The 16,950-nt window shown below is 28.1% G+C and carries 16 protein-coding genes; all 16 read right to left on the reverse strand.

Going from position 1 to position 16,950, the window contains the following annotated elements:
* Positions 1–738: an ATP-binding cassette domain-containing protein gene (locus tag ALANTH_RS11230; protein ID WP_026802798.1), complete on the reverse strand. Its 738-nt coding sequence runs from the start codon at positions 736–738 to the stop codon at positions 1–3.
* Positions 735–1,520: an ABC transporter permease subunit gene (locus ALANTH_RS11235; RefSeq protein ID WP_029888425.1), complete on the reverse strand. Its 786-nt coding sequence runs from the start codon at positions 1,518–1,520 to the stop codon at positions 735–737. The genes ALANTH_RS11230 and ALANTH_RS11235 overlap by 4 nt, the downstream gene beginning before the upstream one ends.
* On the reverse strand, positions 1,504–2,658 hold the full coding sequence (gene ssuD, locus ALANTH_RS11240; protein WP_026802800.1) for an FMNH2-dependent alkanesulfonate monooxygenase: 1,155 nt from the start codon (positions 2,656–2,658) through the stop codon (positions 1,504–1,506). Before ssuD ends, ALANTH_RS11235 begins: the two co-directional genes overlap by 17 nt.
* A gap of 12 nt (positions 2,659–2,670) precedes the next feature.
* The gene (locus ALANTH_RS11245; RefSeq protein WP_051583550.1) at positions 2,671–3,615 is read right to left on the reverse strand and encodes a sulfonate ABC transporter substrate-binding protein; all 945 of its coding nucleotides are present in this window, start codon (positions 3,613–3,615) and stop codon (positions 2,671–2,673) included.
* Between the two features lie 295 nt (positions 3,616–3,910).
* Entirely contained in the window at positions 3,911–4,651 is a 741-nt protein-coding gene (locus ALANTH_RS11250) for an amino acid ABC transporter ATP-binding protein (RefSeq protein ID WP_172658518.1), read from the reverse strand.
* A 7-nt stretch (positions 4,652–4,658) separates the two neighbouring features.
* Positions 4,659–5,336, reverse strand: a complete 678-nt coding sequence (locus ALANTH_RS11255) for an amino acid ABC transporter permease (RefSeq protein WP_026807076.1) — start codon at positions 5,334–5,336, stop codon at positions 4,659–4,661.
* Positions 5,317–5,976: an amino acid ABC transporter permease gene (locus ALANTH_RS11260; RefSeq protein WP_026802804.1), complete on the reverse strand. Its 660-nt coding sequence runs from the start codon at positions 5,974–5,976 to the stop codon at positions 5,317–5,319. Before ALANTH_RS11260 ends, ALANTH_RS11255 begins: the two co-directional genes overlap by 20 nt.
* A 6-nt stretch (positions 5,977–5,982) precedes the next feature.
* Positions 5,983–6,825, reverse strand: a complete 843-nt coding sequence (locus tag ALANTH_RS11265) for a cysteine ABC transporter substrate-binding protein (protein ID WP_026802805.1) — start codon at positions 6,823–6,825, stop codon at positions 5,983–5,985.
* A gap of 127 nt (positions 6,826–6,952) precedes the next feature.
* Positions 6,953–7,411, reverse strand: coding sequence for an RrF2 family transcriptional regulator (locus tag ALANTH_RS11270; RefSeq protein ID WP_026802806.1), 459 nt, complete (start codon positions 7,409–7,411; stop codon positions 6,953–6,955).
* A 124-nt stretch (positions 7,412–7,535) separates the two neighbouring features.
* On the reverse strand, positions 7,536–9,350 hold the full coding sequence (typA, locus tag ALANTH_RS11275; RefSeq protein ID WP_026802807.1) for a translational GTPase TypA: 1,815 nt from the start codon (positions 9,348–9,350) through the stop codon (positions 7,536–7,538).
* A gap of 343 nt (positions 9,351–9,693) precedes the next feature.
* Positions 9,694–10,611: a ChaN family lipoprotein gene (locus ALANTH_RS11280; protein ID WP_026807077.1), complete on the reverse strand. Its 918-nt coding sequence runs from the start codon at positions 10,609–10,611 to the stop codon at positions 9,694–9,696.
* A gap of 9 nt (positions 10,612–10,620) precedes the next feature.
* Complete coding sequence (locus tag ALANTH_RS11285) at positions 10,621–10,926, reverse strand: hypothetical protein (protein ID WP_026807078.1); 306 nt, start codon at positions 10,924–10,926, stop codon at positions 10,621–10,623.
* 12 nt (positions 10,927–10,938) lie between these two features.
* Positions 10,939–12,858, reverse strand: coding sequence for a TonB-dependent receptor plug domain-containing protein (locus tag ALANTH_RS11290; RefSeq protein WP_026807079.1), 1,920 nt, complete (start codon positions 12,856–12,858; stop codon positions 10,939–10,941).
* A gap of 187 nt (positions 12,859–13,045) precedes the next feature.
* Entirely contained in the window at positions 13,046–14,989 is a 1,944-nt protein-coding gene (locus tag ALANTH_RS11295; protein WP_026807080.1) for a TonB-dependent receptor plug domain-containing protein, read from the reverse strand.
* 144 nt (positions 14,990–15,133) lie between these two features.
* The gene (locus tag ALANTH_RS11300; protein WP_026807081.1) at positions 15,134–15,910 is read right to left on the reverse strand and encodes an ABC transporter ATP-binding protein; all 777 of its coding nucleotides are present in this window, start codon (positions 15,908–15,910) and stop codon (positions 15,134–15,136) included.
* Between the two features lie 10 nt (positions 15,911–15,920).
* A complete protein-coding gene (locus ALANTH_RS11305) occupies positions 15,921–16,949 on the reverse strand; it encodes a FecCD family ABC transporter permease (RefSeq protein ID WP_051583551.1) in 1,029 nt (342 codons plus the stop codon).
* Position 16,950: the final 1 nt, after the last annotated feature.

The raw sequence follows: 16,950 nt of genomic DNA on the forward strand, positions 1-16,950 counted from the left end.
TTAAATATAGTACATAGTACCAAGAACTCGTGATAAGATATCTGCTTCTAATCTAGCAAATTCTTGTGTTCCTCGCTCTCGCTGTCTTGGTAAATCTATTTTTAAATCAAGTGTAATTTTTCCATCTTCAATTAAAACAACTCTATCACCTAAAATAACAGCTTCACTCACATCATGAGTTACAAGTAGTACTGTAAACTCATGTTCTTGCCAAATTCTTTCTATTAATGCTTGCATCTCAATTCTTGTTAGTGCATCTAAAGCTCCCAAAGGCTCATCAAGAAGTAATAACTTTGGTTTATGTACCAATGCACGTGCTAAAGCAACTCTTTGTTTTTGTCCACCTGATAAATTTGCTGGCCAATCATTTGCTCTTGCATGAAGCCCAACCTCATCTAAAGCATCAAGCGCTAGCTGATAAGACTCTTTTGGCAGTCCTAAAGCTACATTTTCTATAACTGTTTTCCAAGGTAACAATCTTGAATCTTGAAACATTATTCTTGTATTTGAATTTATACCTAAAGATTCAACTCCATCTAAAAGAAGCTTTCCTGAACTTAATTTTTCAAGTCCACCAACTAATCTTAAAAATGTACTTTTCCCACAACCACTTTTTCCAACAATACATATAAATTCACCTTTATTTATATGTAAATCAAAATCACTCAAAACTACTCTATTACCAAAACTTTTTGTTAATCTAGTAGTTTTTATTTCTATACCACTTAATTCACTCATTTTTGATATCCTTTATGCCATTTTAAATATTTTTTCTCTAATATAGAAGCTAAAACATCAGAAATCTTTCCTAAGAATGCATATAATAAAATCCCTAAAACCATTACATCTGTTTGTAAAAATTCTCTTGCATTCATTGTCATATAACCTATTCCAGCATTTGAAGCTATTGTTTCTGCTACAATCAAATAAAGCCACATAAAACCTAACGACATTCTAAGCCCAACTAAAATAGATGGCATTGCTCCTGGTAATATAACATTTTTAAACAATCCATAAGGAGTTAATCCATAAACTCTTCCCATTTCTATTAAATCTTTATCTACACTTCTTAAGCCGTGAAAAGTATTTAAATATATTGGAAAAAAGACTGCTAATGCTAGTAAAAATATCTTACTAAATTCTCCAATTCCAAACCATAAAATAACTAAAGGAACTAAAGCCAAAAGAGGTATAGTTCTAATCATTTGAATAGTTGAATCAAGTAAATCTTCTGCTAATCTTGATAATCCAGTAATAAACCCTAAAAGAAATCCAATACTTCCACCAATCAATAATCCTAATAATGCTCTTTGTAAACTAACTAAAAAATGGTGAATTAACTCACCATTTGCTGTAAGAACAACTCCTGCTTTTATAACATCAAGAGGAGCTGGCATAACTCTTGAAGAAAGTAATCCACTTTGAACTACTATTTGCCAAATAACTAAAATTAAAACTGGAATTAACCAAACTATAAAATTATCAATCAAACCTTTTTTTATTCTATTTATGAGTTTCATAATTTAAAACTCCTCCAAAGGTTTCAGCCTTTGCAAGTCCTACTAATTTTTCTCTTGTTTTACTTGGTAATAATGGAAATACAAGTTCTGCAAATTTATATGCTTCTTCAAGATGAGGATAGCCAGAGAATACAAAAGTATCAACTCCCATATTTGCATATTCAGTTATTCTTTCAACTATAATTTCAGGACTTCCAACAAGTGCTGTTGCACAACCTTCTCTAGCAAGCCCAATCCCAGCCCATAAATTTGGACTAATTTCAAGTTCTTCTCTAGTTCTTGATTTTCCACCATTTGTTAAAATAGTCATTCTCTTTTGCCCAATAGACTCTCTTTTCTCTAATACTTTGTGATGTTGTTCTATTGTTTCATCATCAAGTTTACTTATCAATTTATCAGCTACACTCCATGCTTCTTCTTCTGTTTCTCGTACAATTACATGAAGCCTTACGCCAAATCTCAAAGTTCTTCCATACTTTGAAGCTCTTCTTTTAAGGTCTTCAATTTTTTCTTTAACATCTTGTGGTTTTTCACCCCAAGTTATATATAAATCAACCTTTTGTGCAGCTAATTCTCTTGCTTCTTCTGATGAGCCTCCAAAAAATAAAGGTGGAGTTGGGTTTTGAACAGGAGGATATAAAAGTTTTGCATTTGTTGTTTTATAAAATTTTCCATTAAAATTAACAACTTTCTTTTCATAACTTGATTTTAAAATATCTCTCCATAAATCAACAAATTCAGCTGCAGCTTGATATCGTTCTTCTGGTTTTTGATATAAACCATCTCCTTCAAGTTCTGTTTTATCACCACCAGCAACAAGATTTAAAGCTACTCTTCCATTTGAAAATCTATCAAGAGTTGCTGTCATTCTTGCTGCTAAAGCTGGTTGTAAAAGTCCAGGTCTAAGTGCTACTAAAAATTTCAAATTTTGTGTAGCACCTATTAGACTTGAAGCAATAACCCAAGGATCTTCACATAGCCTTCCTGTTGGAATTAAAACTCCATCAAATCCTAAATTATCAGCTGCAACTGCTATTTGTTTTGAGTAATTAAAATCTATTGCTCTTGCACCAGTTTTACCACCGATATATTGACTATCTCCAAATGTAGGTATAAACCAAAATATATTTAAAGCCATTGTTCTTTCTCCTTATTTATTGTTCTCAGGTATCCAAACAACACTTTTGATATCTAATTTTTTTGGAATAAGTTTTAAATCATAAAAAGTATCTGCTATATCTTGTTGATCATTAATAACTTTTGGTGTTAAATATTGTGTTTGAAATACTGCTCTTTTATGTGATAGTTCTAATGCCTCAACTTCTAATCCATTTACTTTAGAAAGAATTTCAGCTGTTTTAAGAGGTTCTTTAGTTAAATAATCATCAACTGTTTTTATTTCATCAAAAACAATATCTAATACTTCTTTATTCTTAGTGTAACTTTCTTCAACTAAATAAAATTGGTAGTTGTTTACTAATCCCTCACCATCTCTTAACTTTTTAGCGCCAATTTTTAACTCTGCAGCAGCATAAAATGGATCCCAAATTACCCAAGCATCAACACTACCTTTTTCAAAAGCTGCTCTTGCATCTGCTGGAGGTAAAAATGTTGGTATTATGTCACTATATTTTAAACCCGCTTCTTCTAAAGCTTTTACTAATAAATAGTGGACATTTGAACCCTTATTTAATGCAACTTTTTTACCTTTTAAATCTGCTACTGTTTTAATAGGTGAACTTTCTTGTACTATAATAGCTTCAGATTTTGGGAAAGCTGTCTTATAAGCTATATACTTTATTTTTGCATTTGCAGCTTGTGCAAATATTGGAGGAGTTTCCCCAACTGTTCCTAAATCTATACTTCCGACATTTAATCCTTCGAGTAATTGGGGACCTGCTGGAAATTCTATCCAAGTTACTTTTACACCAATTTTTTCTAATCTTTTCTCTAATTTTCCAGAATCTTTTATTAGGACAAAGCCTGGATCTGATTTTTGATATCCTATTCGTAATTGTTCAGTTTTTGATGCTCCAAAACCCAATATAGGGATAATTGAAACTATTGTTATAAAACTTCTAAATATTCTTTTCATAAATTTTTCCTCTTATAAATAATATACACTAAATGTATGATAATTAAAGATCCTTTTAAAATCTCACCAATAACTCATTAAAATATTTTTACTTTTTTAAAATATCTACACATATCGCACATCATTTTTTATCCTTTCTACTAAGATGAATAAATAGTTTTATATCTATCATCTATTAAATTGGTGAAATAATACTACTAAAAATACTTTTTGTCAATAGTTTGTAAAATATTTTTTACTATATTTCTATAATTTCTTTAAAACAAGAGCTTCAACTCTTATTTTAAAAAGAATTTTAATCTTCAAATTGAAAAATATTTAAAAACTCTTTTGCTCTTTGTGTTTTTGGATTTGTAAAAAAATCTTTTGGGTGAGATTCTTCACAAATTTTTCCACCATCTAAAAATACTATTCTATTTGCAACTGATTTTGCAAATCCCATTTCATGAGTAACTATAAACATAGTCATACCTGATTTTGCTAAATTCAAAATTACATCTAAAACTTCTCTTACCATTTCAGGGTCTAAAGAAGCTGTAACTTCATCAAAAAGCATAACTTCAGGGTTCATACATAAAGCTCTAACAATTGCAATTCTTTGTTTTTGCCCACCTGATAACTCTCTTGGATATGCAAATTTTCTATCTTCTAGTCCAACTTTTTTTAAAAGTTCTTCTGCTTGAAGCATCACTTCTTCTTTAACTCTTTTTTGAACTTTTAAAGGTGCTAATAAAATATTATCAATTACATTTAAGTGTGGAAATAGTTCATAATTTTGGAACACCATACCTATTTTTTGTCTTATCTTCATCCAATCAGAATTTTTATCATGTATATTCTTACCTTGAAAGATTATTTCTCCACCTTGTATATTTTCAAGTCCATTTATTGTTCTTAAAAGGGTACTCTTACCACAGCCAGAAGGTCCTAAAAGTACGACAACTTCACCTTTCTTTATAGATAAATCAATTCCATTTATAACTGTTTTATCGCCATATTTTTTTATAAGGTTCTTTATATCAATTAAATTATCCATACTTTTCCTATTTATTCCATCTATTTTCTAAAACTTTTGCAAATTTTGACATTGGATAACAAATGATAAAATATATAACAAATATAAATCCATATATCCAAAATGCTGCATCTGGTACTCTTAAAACATTACTTTCTATTATTTGTTGTCCTACTTTTATAACATCAACAACACCTATCATTATAACCAAAGAAGTTGTTTTTATCATTCTTGTTGTTAGATTTATAACTCCAGGTATAACTCTTTTAAATGATAGTGGAATTAAAATATAAATATAAACTTGCAATTTATTAAATCCCAATGCTAAAGCTACATCACTATTATGTTTAGGAATTGATTCCATAGCCCCTCTTGTTATATCACCAATTTCAGCTATTCCCCATAAAACAAATACATAAATAGCTACAAATTCTCCACTTATATCAATATCAAATAAGCTGGGAACTACAAAATAAAATACAAATAATAATACTAAAATAGGAATAATTCTGAAAACTTCTAAATAAAATCTACAAAAAAATCTTACTATCTTGTTTCTTGAAGTATATATTATTCCAAAAATAACTCCAAATATTAAACTTAATAATATAGAAATAAATGCAATTTGAATAGTATTTAAAGTACCTTCTAAGATTCTTAGTAGATTATTGCCTTCAAATATCAGATCAATTCCCGTGCTCTGCATATCGCATCTTCCTTTCTATATAAGATAAAACTATTGAAAGTGGTAGAAGAATTATCAAATAAAATACTACTAACATAAACATAATCTCATAAGTCATATAATAAACACCAATTAATGTTTTACTCAAACTCACTAACTCTTTTACAGCTATTATTCCAACAACAGAAGTTTCTTTTACTAAGAAAATAGCATTTGCAGCAATTAAAGGGATAGATACACTGAGTGCTTGTGGTAATATAACAAACCTAAAAAGTTGAACATTGTTCATTCCTAAACTCAAACCTGATTCTATTTGATTTTTATGTACAGCCTCTATTCCTGCTCTTAAAGCCTCACTCATATAACTTCCACCAAGAAAACTCAAACCAATAATTGCACAAACTTGTTCATCAAGCTTAATTCCAAATTTTGGTAAACCATAATATAAGAAGAATAGTTGAATAAGTAAAGGGGTATTTCTTGATAATTCAATATAAGCATTGACTAAAGAGTTTAAGAAAACATTCTCTTTAGCCAATATCAAGTTACAGACTAATCCTATGATTAAGGAAAAGAATATACCTATAAATGCAAGTTTTATAGTAACTAATAAAGCTTTTTGGAATAGAGGTGAAACCTCTATAATAAAATTTATATCCATATTAGCTTATTTTTTTCCACCTTCGATTATAACTGATTCAATATTTACAGAATCACCATATATAGGTTTTAAAGTTTCATTATATGCTTTTTCAATAAATTTTTCTTCACCAAGTTTTGCTAAAGTTTCATTAATCCAATTTAGTAAAATTGTATTTCCTTTTTTTACTGCTGGTGCAATAGTATCTTGTGGTCCTAAAGCATCAATTCCTACTGTAAATCCTTCATTTTGCTTTGCCCATGCAAAAAGTAAAGTATTATCGTGAGTAAGTGCAACACCTCTACCATCTTTTAAAGCAGCAAATGATTCTGAATTATGATCAAAACTTAATACATCAATTTCTGGATGATTTTTTGTAAAATATACATCTGCTGTTGTACCTTTTGTGATTATAAGTTTTTTACCTTTTAAATCTTCAACTGTTTTAATAGGATTTTTATCTGATGATGCAACACCAATAGCTACTTTCATATATGGATTTGCAAAATCAACTTTTTTTTGTCTTTCTGGTGTTACAGTAAAGTTTGCTAATACGATATCAACTTTATTTGTAACTAAATACTCAACTCTATTTGCTGCTTCTAAATTAATAAATTCAACTTTATTTTCATCACCTAAAAGTTCTTTTGTTAATCTTTTAGCAATAACAATATCAAATCCTTGATGTTTTCCATTACTATCAAGGTAACCAAATGGAGCTTTATCACTAAATACTCCTATTCTTATTTTTCCTTTTTCTTTGATAATATCAATAGAATTTTTATCTTTTGCACTTGCTGTTAGTGCTAAAGCAGGAATAATAGCTAGTGAAATCACTATCTTTTTTAGTGTTTGAACTATGTTTTTCATTTTTTTCCTTTTTTGACAATTTTATCATAGATTTATCATCTATTAAATTGGTGATATTATATAAATAAAAAATATCTTTGTCAATAGTTTTTTACTTAAATATTTAAAAAAGTCTTTTGAGACCCTTTTAAATCCCCAATCCACCAACAAACTCCTCTTTTAAAACATCTTCTTTTGTAACTGGCGCTTGATTTAAACAAGAAGCAATTGTAGTCTTGTCCAAAATCTGTGCTGTTAAATTTCTAATATTTAAAAATACTCTTCTAAAATAACATTTTCCTTCTTGACTACATGGTTCATAGTTAGAAACTGAAACACAAGATATCATAGCTATCATACCTTCAAAATATCTTATAACTTCTCCCATTGTTATTTCATCTGCACCTTTTGCTAAAACATATCCACCATATCGTCCAGGAATACTTTTTACCCAACCTGCTCTATTCATCTCAAGCATAATATTTTCTAAAAATCTTCTTGGAACGTCAACTGATTCTGATAATTCTCTAATTGAAATTAGATTATCAGCTTCTGCTATTGCAAATAATGCTCTTAAAGCATAATCTGTCTTTTTTGATACTTTCATATTTATCACCTACCTAATAGATAAATTATAATTAATTTTCAATTTTGTGTCAAGATAGAAAAAGGGAAGAAACAAAAGTTTCTTCCCTTTTTTATATATCTTCTATAATTTTATTTATAAAAAATCAAGCATTTTTCTCTTTTTTTGCTGTTCTTTTTCTAACAGTTGGGTCAAGTTCTCTTTTTCTAATTCTAATAGAAACAGGAGTAACTTCAACAGCTTCATCTTCTTCAATCCACTCTAATGCATTTTCCAAAGACATAATTTTTGGTGGTACAAGTCTAATAGCTTCATCTGCTCCACTAGATCTAACATTTGATTGTTGTTTTCCTTTAATAGGATTTACATCTAAATCATTATCTTTTGCATGTTGTCCAACTACCATTCCAATATATACTTTATCTTGAGGTTTTACAAACATAATTCCTCTATCTTGTAAGTTAAATATAGAATAAGCTAATGCTTCTCCATTTTCCATAGATACTAAAGCACCATATTTTCTACTTTCAACTGTTCCAGAATATGGTCTAAACTCTAAGAATGAGTGATTCATAACCCCTTCTCCCCTAGTTTCAGTTAAAAATTCTGTTCTAATACCAATAAGCCCTCTTGCTGGAATTTCAAATTCTAATCTTGTAAATCCAATTCCCATAGGAATCATATTTGTCATTACAGCTTTTCTTTTACCAAGTTTTTCAATGATAGCTCCACTAAATTCATCTGGCGTATCAATTACTAAGTGCTCAAATGGTTCCATTTTAATACCATTTTCTTCTCTAATAATAACTTCTGGTCTTCCTATACAGAACTCAAAACCTTCTCTTCTCATATTTTCAGCTAAAATAGTAATTTGAAGTTCACCTCTTCCATTTACTTTAAATTTACCTTCACCAATTTGCTCATATCCCATAGCAATATTTGTGTTCATCTCAGCTTTTAGTCTCTCATCAATTTTATTTGAAGTTACATATTTTCCTTCTGTTCCAGCTAGTGGAGAATCATTTACAGAGAATGTTACACTTAAAGTTGGTTCTTCTATATGCATTGGATCTAATGGCATTGGATTATTTGGATCACATAAGCTATCTCCAACATCAATAGTTTCAAATCCTGCAACTGCAACTATATCACCAGCTCCAGCAGTTTTTATATCAACTCTATCAAGTCCTTTAAACCCAATAAGTTTAGATACTCTACCTTTTACTTTAGAACCATCTGCTTTACAAAGCATAACTGTTTCACCTTGAGAAATTGTACCATTGAAAATTCTAGCTATCCCTATTTTTCCAATAAAATTATCATAATCTAGAGTAAATACTTGAAGTTGTAGACCATTTTCATCAGTTCCTTTTGGTTTTGGAACTTCTTTTAAAATAGTTTCATATAGTGGTTTAAAATCCATATTATCATCAGTTGGATTATATCTTGCAAATCCACTTCTTGCAGCTGCATAAATAACTGGGAAATCTAATTGTTCTTCTGTTGCATCCATTTGTGCAAAAAGGTCAAAAACTTCATCAACAACTCTATCAGGTTCAGCTGCTGGTTTATCTATCTTATTTACTACGACTATTGGTCTATGTCCTAAAGATAGTGCTTTTTTAACAACAAATTTTGTTTGAGGCATAACTCCTTCTTGGGCATCAACAAGAAGTAAAACGCTATCAACCATTTTTAGAACCCTCTCAACTTCTCCACCAAAATCAGCGTGTCCTGGAGTGTCAATAATGTTGATTCTTACACCTTCATAATCAATAGCTGTATTTTTTGAAAGAATAGTAATCCCTCTTTCTTTTTCAATAGCATTACTATCCATAACTCTTTCATCTACATTTTGATGAGCTGAGAAAGTACCTGATTGTTTTAAAAGTTCATCAACTGTTGTTGTTTTTCCATGGTCTACGTGTGCAATAACTGCAATATTTCTAATATCTCTCATACATCTTCTTTATATAAAATTTTTGCGGATTATATCTAAAAAAAACTTAAGTTCTTATAATAGCTTAAAATATGGTTAAATAAAAAAATTTAAACAATAAACTTAAGTATGAGTTACAAAGTAAAAAGGAATCTATGAAAATCTATCTATTATCAAAAAACTTCGAAATTTTAATAAAAACTAAATAAACTACCTTGCAACTCATACTTAAATCTTTTAAATTATTTATAAAAAAAATGTATAATAAATCCTATCACAACTATAACAGCTTGATAGGATTTTATTTTTTAATATTGAAGAATCTATGTTTCAATAAACTTTATTAATCCATATAAAAATAGACTTATTTAGCCTTATTTTCTTCTTCTGTTTCATAAATATAAACAATATCAGATTTATTTGTATTTATTTTCAAATCTTGTTCTTTATCTATTTTTTCATTTGAAATAGAGATAAATGGAAGATTACTCAATCTTGAAAATCTCAAAGGAATTCCTAAATTTTGTTCTATATGCATAGCTCCTGCAAAAACTAAAAGCTTATCTTTTGGGCTTTTTATAACATCTTTTGCAATTTTTGCTACATTTTCTCCCATATATGTATCCCAAGTAACTTGAACTCTATATGTTCTTTCTAAACAAGGTTCTTTACTTGTAGATGGCATTTTATCACAATGTTGTAGGTATGGATATACAAGCTGCTGATGAGCAGTTACTCCTAAATCTAGGTTATTATAAAAATCTTTCTCTTCTTGACTCATTTTATCAAATTGTTTTAAAGAGATTTTTGCTCTATCCTCTTTTGATATATTCATACCATAAAGTCTTCCACCACTATTTTTTATAGCTTCATATAGAAGTGATACATACTCCCATTTATATTTTGAGAATTTATCCCACTCTATTTTTTCTTTAAATGTAGTAGTATCAAATTTATTATCTGTATATTCTTTTAATAACTCATCTTGTGCCGGAGTAAACCACTCATTTGCTAGACTTAAGTTATAACCTTTTTTATTTAATTCATTTATAAAATCTGCAAAAAACTTATGTGTCTTTTGAGTATTATGGTGGTCACCTACAAAAATAATAGGATAATGTTCTATCTCATTTACAAGCTCTTGTATAGAAATACTTTTTGCTTGTTTTATAGAATAAATATCCTCTTTTTTCTCTAAGTTATGAGTTAAAAGTACAGATTTATCTGCACAACCAGTAAATAAAAAAATTGTAGCTATAAAAACTATTGAAATTCTTAACATTTTTTTCCCTTATAAAATATAATAAATTGCATTTATTAAAATAATAAGTGCAACTATCAATAATGGTATTTTTATTGATACATTTTCTTTTGTATCTATAACTTTTTTTGTTAAATACATTAGATATATAAAATATAATATAACAAAAATCATTTCATTAGAAGAAAATTCATTGTTTATATTATCACTATACATAAAATATGCATGTGTAAAAAATCCTGCTAAAACAAAAAAAGTATGATACGACCTAACTCTATTTATATTAACTATAATATAAAGTTCAAGAAATCCGAGTATTAGATGCAAAATTAACATTTTATTTATTAACTAAAATTTATAATTTAACCCAACATAAGCAAATCTTCTTTTTAGATAATCTGCATTATCTATTGTTTCATCAAAATGCTTATCAAAAATATTATCTACACCTACTCTTACACTTAAATCATTTGTTAATTTCTTAGAGATTTGTGCATTTGCTATTGTATATGCCTTTATTTTCTCACTATTATCTGCATTTTTATATTGTGTTCCTATATAATTCGCACTTAAATATGAAGATATCCCATAATCAAAGTCTGAACTTAAACCAACATTAATTGTGTTTTTTGGTCTATATTGTATATCTTTACCTTGATTTGTACCAGATTTATTTTCTGTTTTAAGTAAAGTATAGTTTGCATTTAACATATGATTATCAGTAATGTAGTATTCAACTTCTGCTTCCAAACCTTTAATATCAGCTTTATCAACATTTCTCCATTGATGTTGATTTCCTGGCATAACTCTTTGTTCAATAACAAACATATTATTTATTTTATTTTGAAATAAAGCTGTTTTAAATAGAGTATTCTCACCATAAAACTCATAAGCTAATTCATAAGATTTTGAAGTTTCAGGCTTTAAATTATCATTTCCCCAAGTTGTATTTGCAAAATATGAGCTACTTCCTATTTTAACATCAGGGGCTTTAAACCCTTCACCATAACTAGCTTTTAATCTTTGATTATCATCTATTTTATATACAACTCCAATATTTGGAGATAATTCAGTACCATATTTTTCATTATCATCAAGAACTGTTCCTAAAGTAAAAATAAAATCTCCCAATTCTATCTCATCTTGAATATAGTAAGAATTTGCTCTTATTTCAAATCGTTGATCAGTTATATTTGTTGTTGGTCTATATCTTGAATATTTCTCTTTTGCTGTTTCTGCACCTATTACAATATAATTATTTTTTAATGCAGATATTTTTGCTTCACCTTTTAAATAATCATTTTTAAGTTCATGAGTTTGATTTGCGAATAATCCATCTTTAATTTTTGCATCTGTTTTTGCATTTGTATAATCCAAATTCAAAGATACTTTTTCAAAATTCTTCTCATAACCAACACTCCAAACATCTCTATCAGCACTATAATAATCTTCATTAGCTTTTTGTTTGATATCTTCTTTTCCTTTTAAATAAGAAGCATAAATATTTTGAGTATCATCGATATTATATTTTAGTTTTAGATTTCCATTTGTACTTTCTCTACCATCTATATATGTAGCATCATCTACTTTAGGTTTAGAAAATCCAACCCATCTATATCCTTCTCCATAAGTTTCGTCTCTATTAAATTTATTTACACCCAACATAAATGAAAATTTATCTGAAATATTACCTCCTATATTAGCACTCAAGTTTTGTTCATCTCCACCATTCTTAGCCGAAGATACTCCTGCTTGTAAATCTATATCACCCCAGATTGTTTTAGAATAGTCTTTTTTTGTAATAATATTTACAACTCCCCCCATTGCATCAGAACCATAAATAGAACTCTTTGGTCCTTTTATAATCTCTATTCTTTCAATCATACTAATAGGAACTTGTGAATATTCAAAATCAGCAGCAGTTGCATAAGTACCAGTACGATTAGTTTTTTTACCATCAACTAAAATAAGTGCATCAACTGGTCTTGTTCCTCTTATTGAAACTCTTTTGATTCCATTTGAACCACCAACTTCAACTATACCAGCAGTTTTTACTAAAATATCTTTAAGATTTGTTGCATTTATTTTTGCTATATCTTCAGCACTTATAACAGTAATTGCTCCACTTGTATCTTTTATAGATTTATTTGATTTTGCAGTTATAACAATATCATCGAGCTTTTTAGTTTCTTCTATATTTTCATTTGCAAATGATGTAGTTGAAAGTATCATAATTGCTAAGCTTGCGAATAAACTTTGTTTATACATAATATTTCCTTTTTAAATTTTCTTGGATTATATCCATAGCAATAGTAAATATCAATACTATATTTTATAATTCAGAACTCTTTTTTTATAAATTGGAATTTTTATTTTTAAATGATTTTTTAGTAGTAAAAGTTGAGTATTTTATATTGAAACTATTGCAAGATTGTCTTACAATAGTTTCATAAAATTAGAATCTGTAATTCAATCCTACATATGCAAATCTTCTTTCAAGGTAATAAGGTTCACCATCATCAAATTTTTTATCACCTATATTATTAACACCTATTCTTGCAGTTAAATCATTTGTGATTTTTTTAGAAATTTGTGCATTGAAGATTGCATATCCTGAAGATTTATTTGTTGTATTATTTGAATCAGTATAGTATTGTGTTCCTATATAATTCGCACTTAAATAAGAAGATATACCCCAAGCAAAATCTGAACTCAATCCTAAATTAAAAGTGTGTTTTGGTCTATACTCTAATTCCTCATTTGTACTTTCATCTTCTGTTTTAAGGAATGTATAGTTTGCATTTATAGTATGGCTTTCATTAAAGTCATATTTGAAATCTGTCTCAAAACCTCTTATATTTGCTTTTTCAATATTTTGGTATTGATTTGTACTTACAATAGATACTTTAGGTGGAAATCCAGGTATCATTGTTGTTTTAGTACTAATATTTCTTGTTTCTATCATATCTTTTAGGTCTGTTCTAAATATAGCTGCTTTAAATGTAGTATCTTCTCCATAAAACTCATAAGCTAATTCATAAGATTTTGAAGTTTCAGGTTTTAAATCATCATTCCCTAAAATAATAACATTCATTATAGGAATAGGTCTTTCATTAAATACATAACCTCCATCTCCTTGTTTTAAAGTAGGTGCTTTAAATCCTTCACTATAATTTATTTTCAGTCTTTGTTTATCATCTAATTTATAAACAGCACCAGCATTTGGTGACCATTCTGTACCATACTTGTCATTATTATCAAGATTTGTACCAAGAGTAAATATAAAATCTCCAACTTCTATCTCATCTTGAATATAGTAGTTATATGTTTTTCTATCAAAATTTTGACTAAGATTCATACCATTTCGTGAATACTCTTCTTTTGTAGCTTCAGCTCCTAAAACTATATAGTTATAATCTATTGCAGATAATTTCACTTCCCCTTTAAAAGTATCTGTTTCAAGATCATGTGTTCCATTAAATACACTAGAGCTAACTTTTGTATCCGTTTTTGCTTTTGTATAATCTAATCCAATACCTACTTTATCAAAAATCTTTTCATATCCAATATTGTAGATATCTCTTTCTATTTTATAAGTTTGTGGTCCTTTATAATCTTCCCTTTTATCAACACCTTTTATATATGAAGCATAAATATTTTGTGTATCATCAATATCATATTTTAACTTTGCAATACCACTTGTAGAGTCTAAGCCTTCAAGAAATGTACCATTATTATCTCCTGTTGCATCTCTATTTGTTTTATTTACATCTAAAAACATATATAACTTTTCAGAAATATTACCACCAATATTAGCACTATAACTTTGTTTATTTCCGCCATTATCAGCTGAAGAAACTCCAGCTTTTACATCAATAGAACCATATAATGCTCTTTTATCTTTTTTAGTAATAATATTTACAACTCCACCCATTGCATCAGAACCATAAATAGAACTTTTTGCTCCTTTTATAACTTCTATTCTTTCAATAGCATCTAAGGGAACCATATTGTATTGGAAGTTGCTTGATTCTATATATCCAGCTGTATTATTAGCCCTTTTTCCATCAATTAAGAAAAGAGTATCTGTTTCTCTTGTTCCTCTTATTGATACAAAAGTTCCACCATTTCCTCTTGCTCCACCTATTTCTACTATACCAACTGATTTAAGTAAAACATCTTTAATATCTGTAGCATTTATTTTTGCTATATCTTCTGCTGTTATTACAGTAACTGAAGCTGATATATCTTCTTGCGTTTTATCTGTTTTTGTACTTACAAATATTTCATCTAATCTTTTTGTTTCATTATTCTGTTCAGCTGATAAATTTATTTCAGCAAAAGCAGTTGATGACATCATTATTAAAGCTAAACTTGCAAACAAACTTTGCTTATACATAATATTTCCTTTTAAAAATTTTAGTAGATTATATCCATAGTAATAGTAAATATCAATACTGTATTTTATAATTTAGAACTCTTTTTTCATAAATTGGTTTTTTATTATTATAAAGTTTAGCACTAAAGATATAGTGCTAAAATATTAAATAGTTGTTATAAGAATATCTCTTTGTAATTTTTTTGAATATACAAATTCACTCTCTACTTTAAAAATATCATAAATATTTTCATATGTTAAAATATCATCTGTTTTTCCAAAGTATTTTATATTCCCCTCTTTCATCATCACAATTTCATCAGAATATAAATATGCTTGATTTATATCGTGTAATACTGCACAAACTCCTATTTTCAAGTCTTTTTGAAGTTCTTTTGTTAAATCCAATATTTTATATTGGTAAAAAATATCTAAATTTAAAGTAGGCTCATCTAAAAAAAGATATTTTTCTTTTTCACGACTAGCATAAAGTTGTACAATAACTCTTGCAAATTGGATTTTTTGTTTTTCACCACCTGATAAATTTGAATAATTCTTATCTTTTAAAGATTCCAGATTAAGTTTAGAAACTATATATTCTAAAATCTCATTCTTCTCTTTTGTATGTAATTCATAAGCATAAAGCCCCATTTCTACAATCTCAATAGCTCTAAAATTATATGGGAAAAAGAAAGCTTGATTTAAAACTGAACGTTTTAAAGCTAGTTCTTTATCACTAAAATCTTCAATATTTTTATCATTTAATGTGATAGTTCCACTTTGAATATCTAAATTTCTATTTATAGTCTTTATTAATGTAGATTTTCCACAACCGTTTGGTCCAACAATAGATAAAAAGGTATTTGTTTTTATCTCAATATTTATATTATTTAATATATCTTTTTTTTGAATTGAGAAATTAAGATCTTTTATTTTATACACTTTGTATCCTTTAACTCATTGTACTTTGTCTATTTTTTATTAATAGCCATAAGAAAAATGGGGCTCCTAAAAGTGCAGTTATAATTCCTATTGGAAGTTCAGCAGGAGAAATTATCATTCTAGCTAAACTATCTGCCCATAAAAGTATAAATGCTCCCAAAATAGCACTAAGAGGTAAATAATATTTATGATTTGAACCAACTAAAATTCTTGCGATATGTGGTACAACAAGCCCTATAAATCCAATAATTCCACAAAAGGCTACACTTACACCAATAGCTAAAGATACAAAAAGGATAATTAATTTTTTTAGTAATTCAGAGTTTACTCCAGAATTTTTAGCCTCATCTTCACCTAAAAGCATAAGATTTAATTCTGTTTTTTTACTTACTGCAAATAAAAATGTGATTATTACTACAGGAAGTAGTGTTAAGATAACTTTCATATCCCCATTTGCTAAACTTCCCATAGTCCAGAAAGTAAAACTTTTTAACTCTTCTTCAGTACTAACATAAGTAAAAAGTCCAACCAATGCCCCAAGCATAGCATTTATAGCTATTCCAGCTAAAAGCATAACTGTAATAGCTACTTTATTGTAAATAGTTGCTAGTTTATAAATAGCTAAAATAGTAATAACAGCACCTAAAAAAGCACTAAGAGGAAGTGAAAGGTAAGATAAAACACCAGTAGTTAATGCAAAAGGTAAATAACTACCCATTAACATAAAAATAACAACCCCAGCACTAGCTCCTGCTGATACTCCAATAAGCGATGGATCAGCAAGAGGATTTTTAAAAAGTGTTTGCATCATAGCACCAGATATACCAAAAGCAATCCCTATTAAAATAGCTAATAGAATTCTTGGCAATCTAATATCTACTAAAACTTGATAAAATATAGTATTTTCTGATGGATTTAGTATAGTGTTTAGTATCTCTTTAAATGAGATACTAAATGCTCCTAATGTTGTGTTTATAGCCATAGATAAAAAAGTTAAAACTATAAAAACCCAAATAATTGTTTTTTTATAAGTAAACATT

This window comes from Aliarcobacter lanthieri (assembly GCF_013201625.1).
Taxonomy (GTDB): domain Bacteria; phylum Campylobacterota; class Campylobacteria; order Campylobacterales; family Arcobacteraceae; genus Aliarcobacter; species Aliarcobacter lanthieri.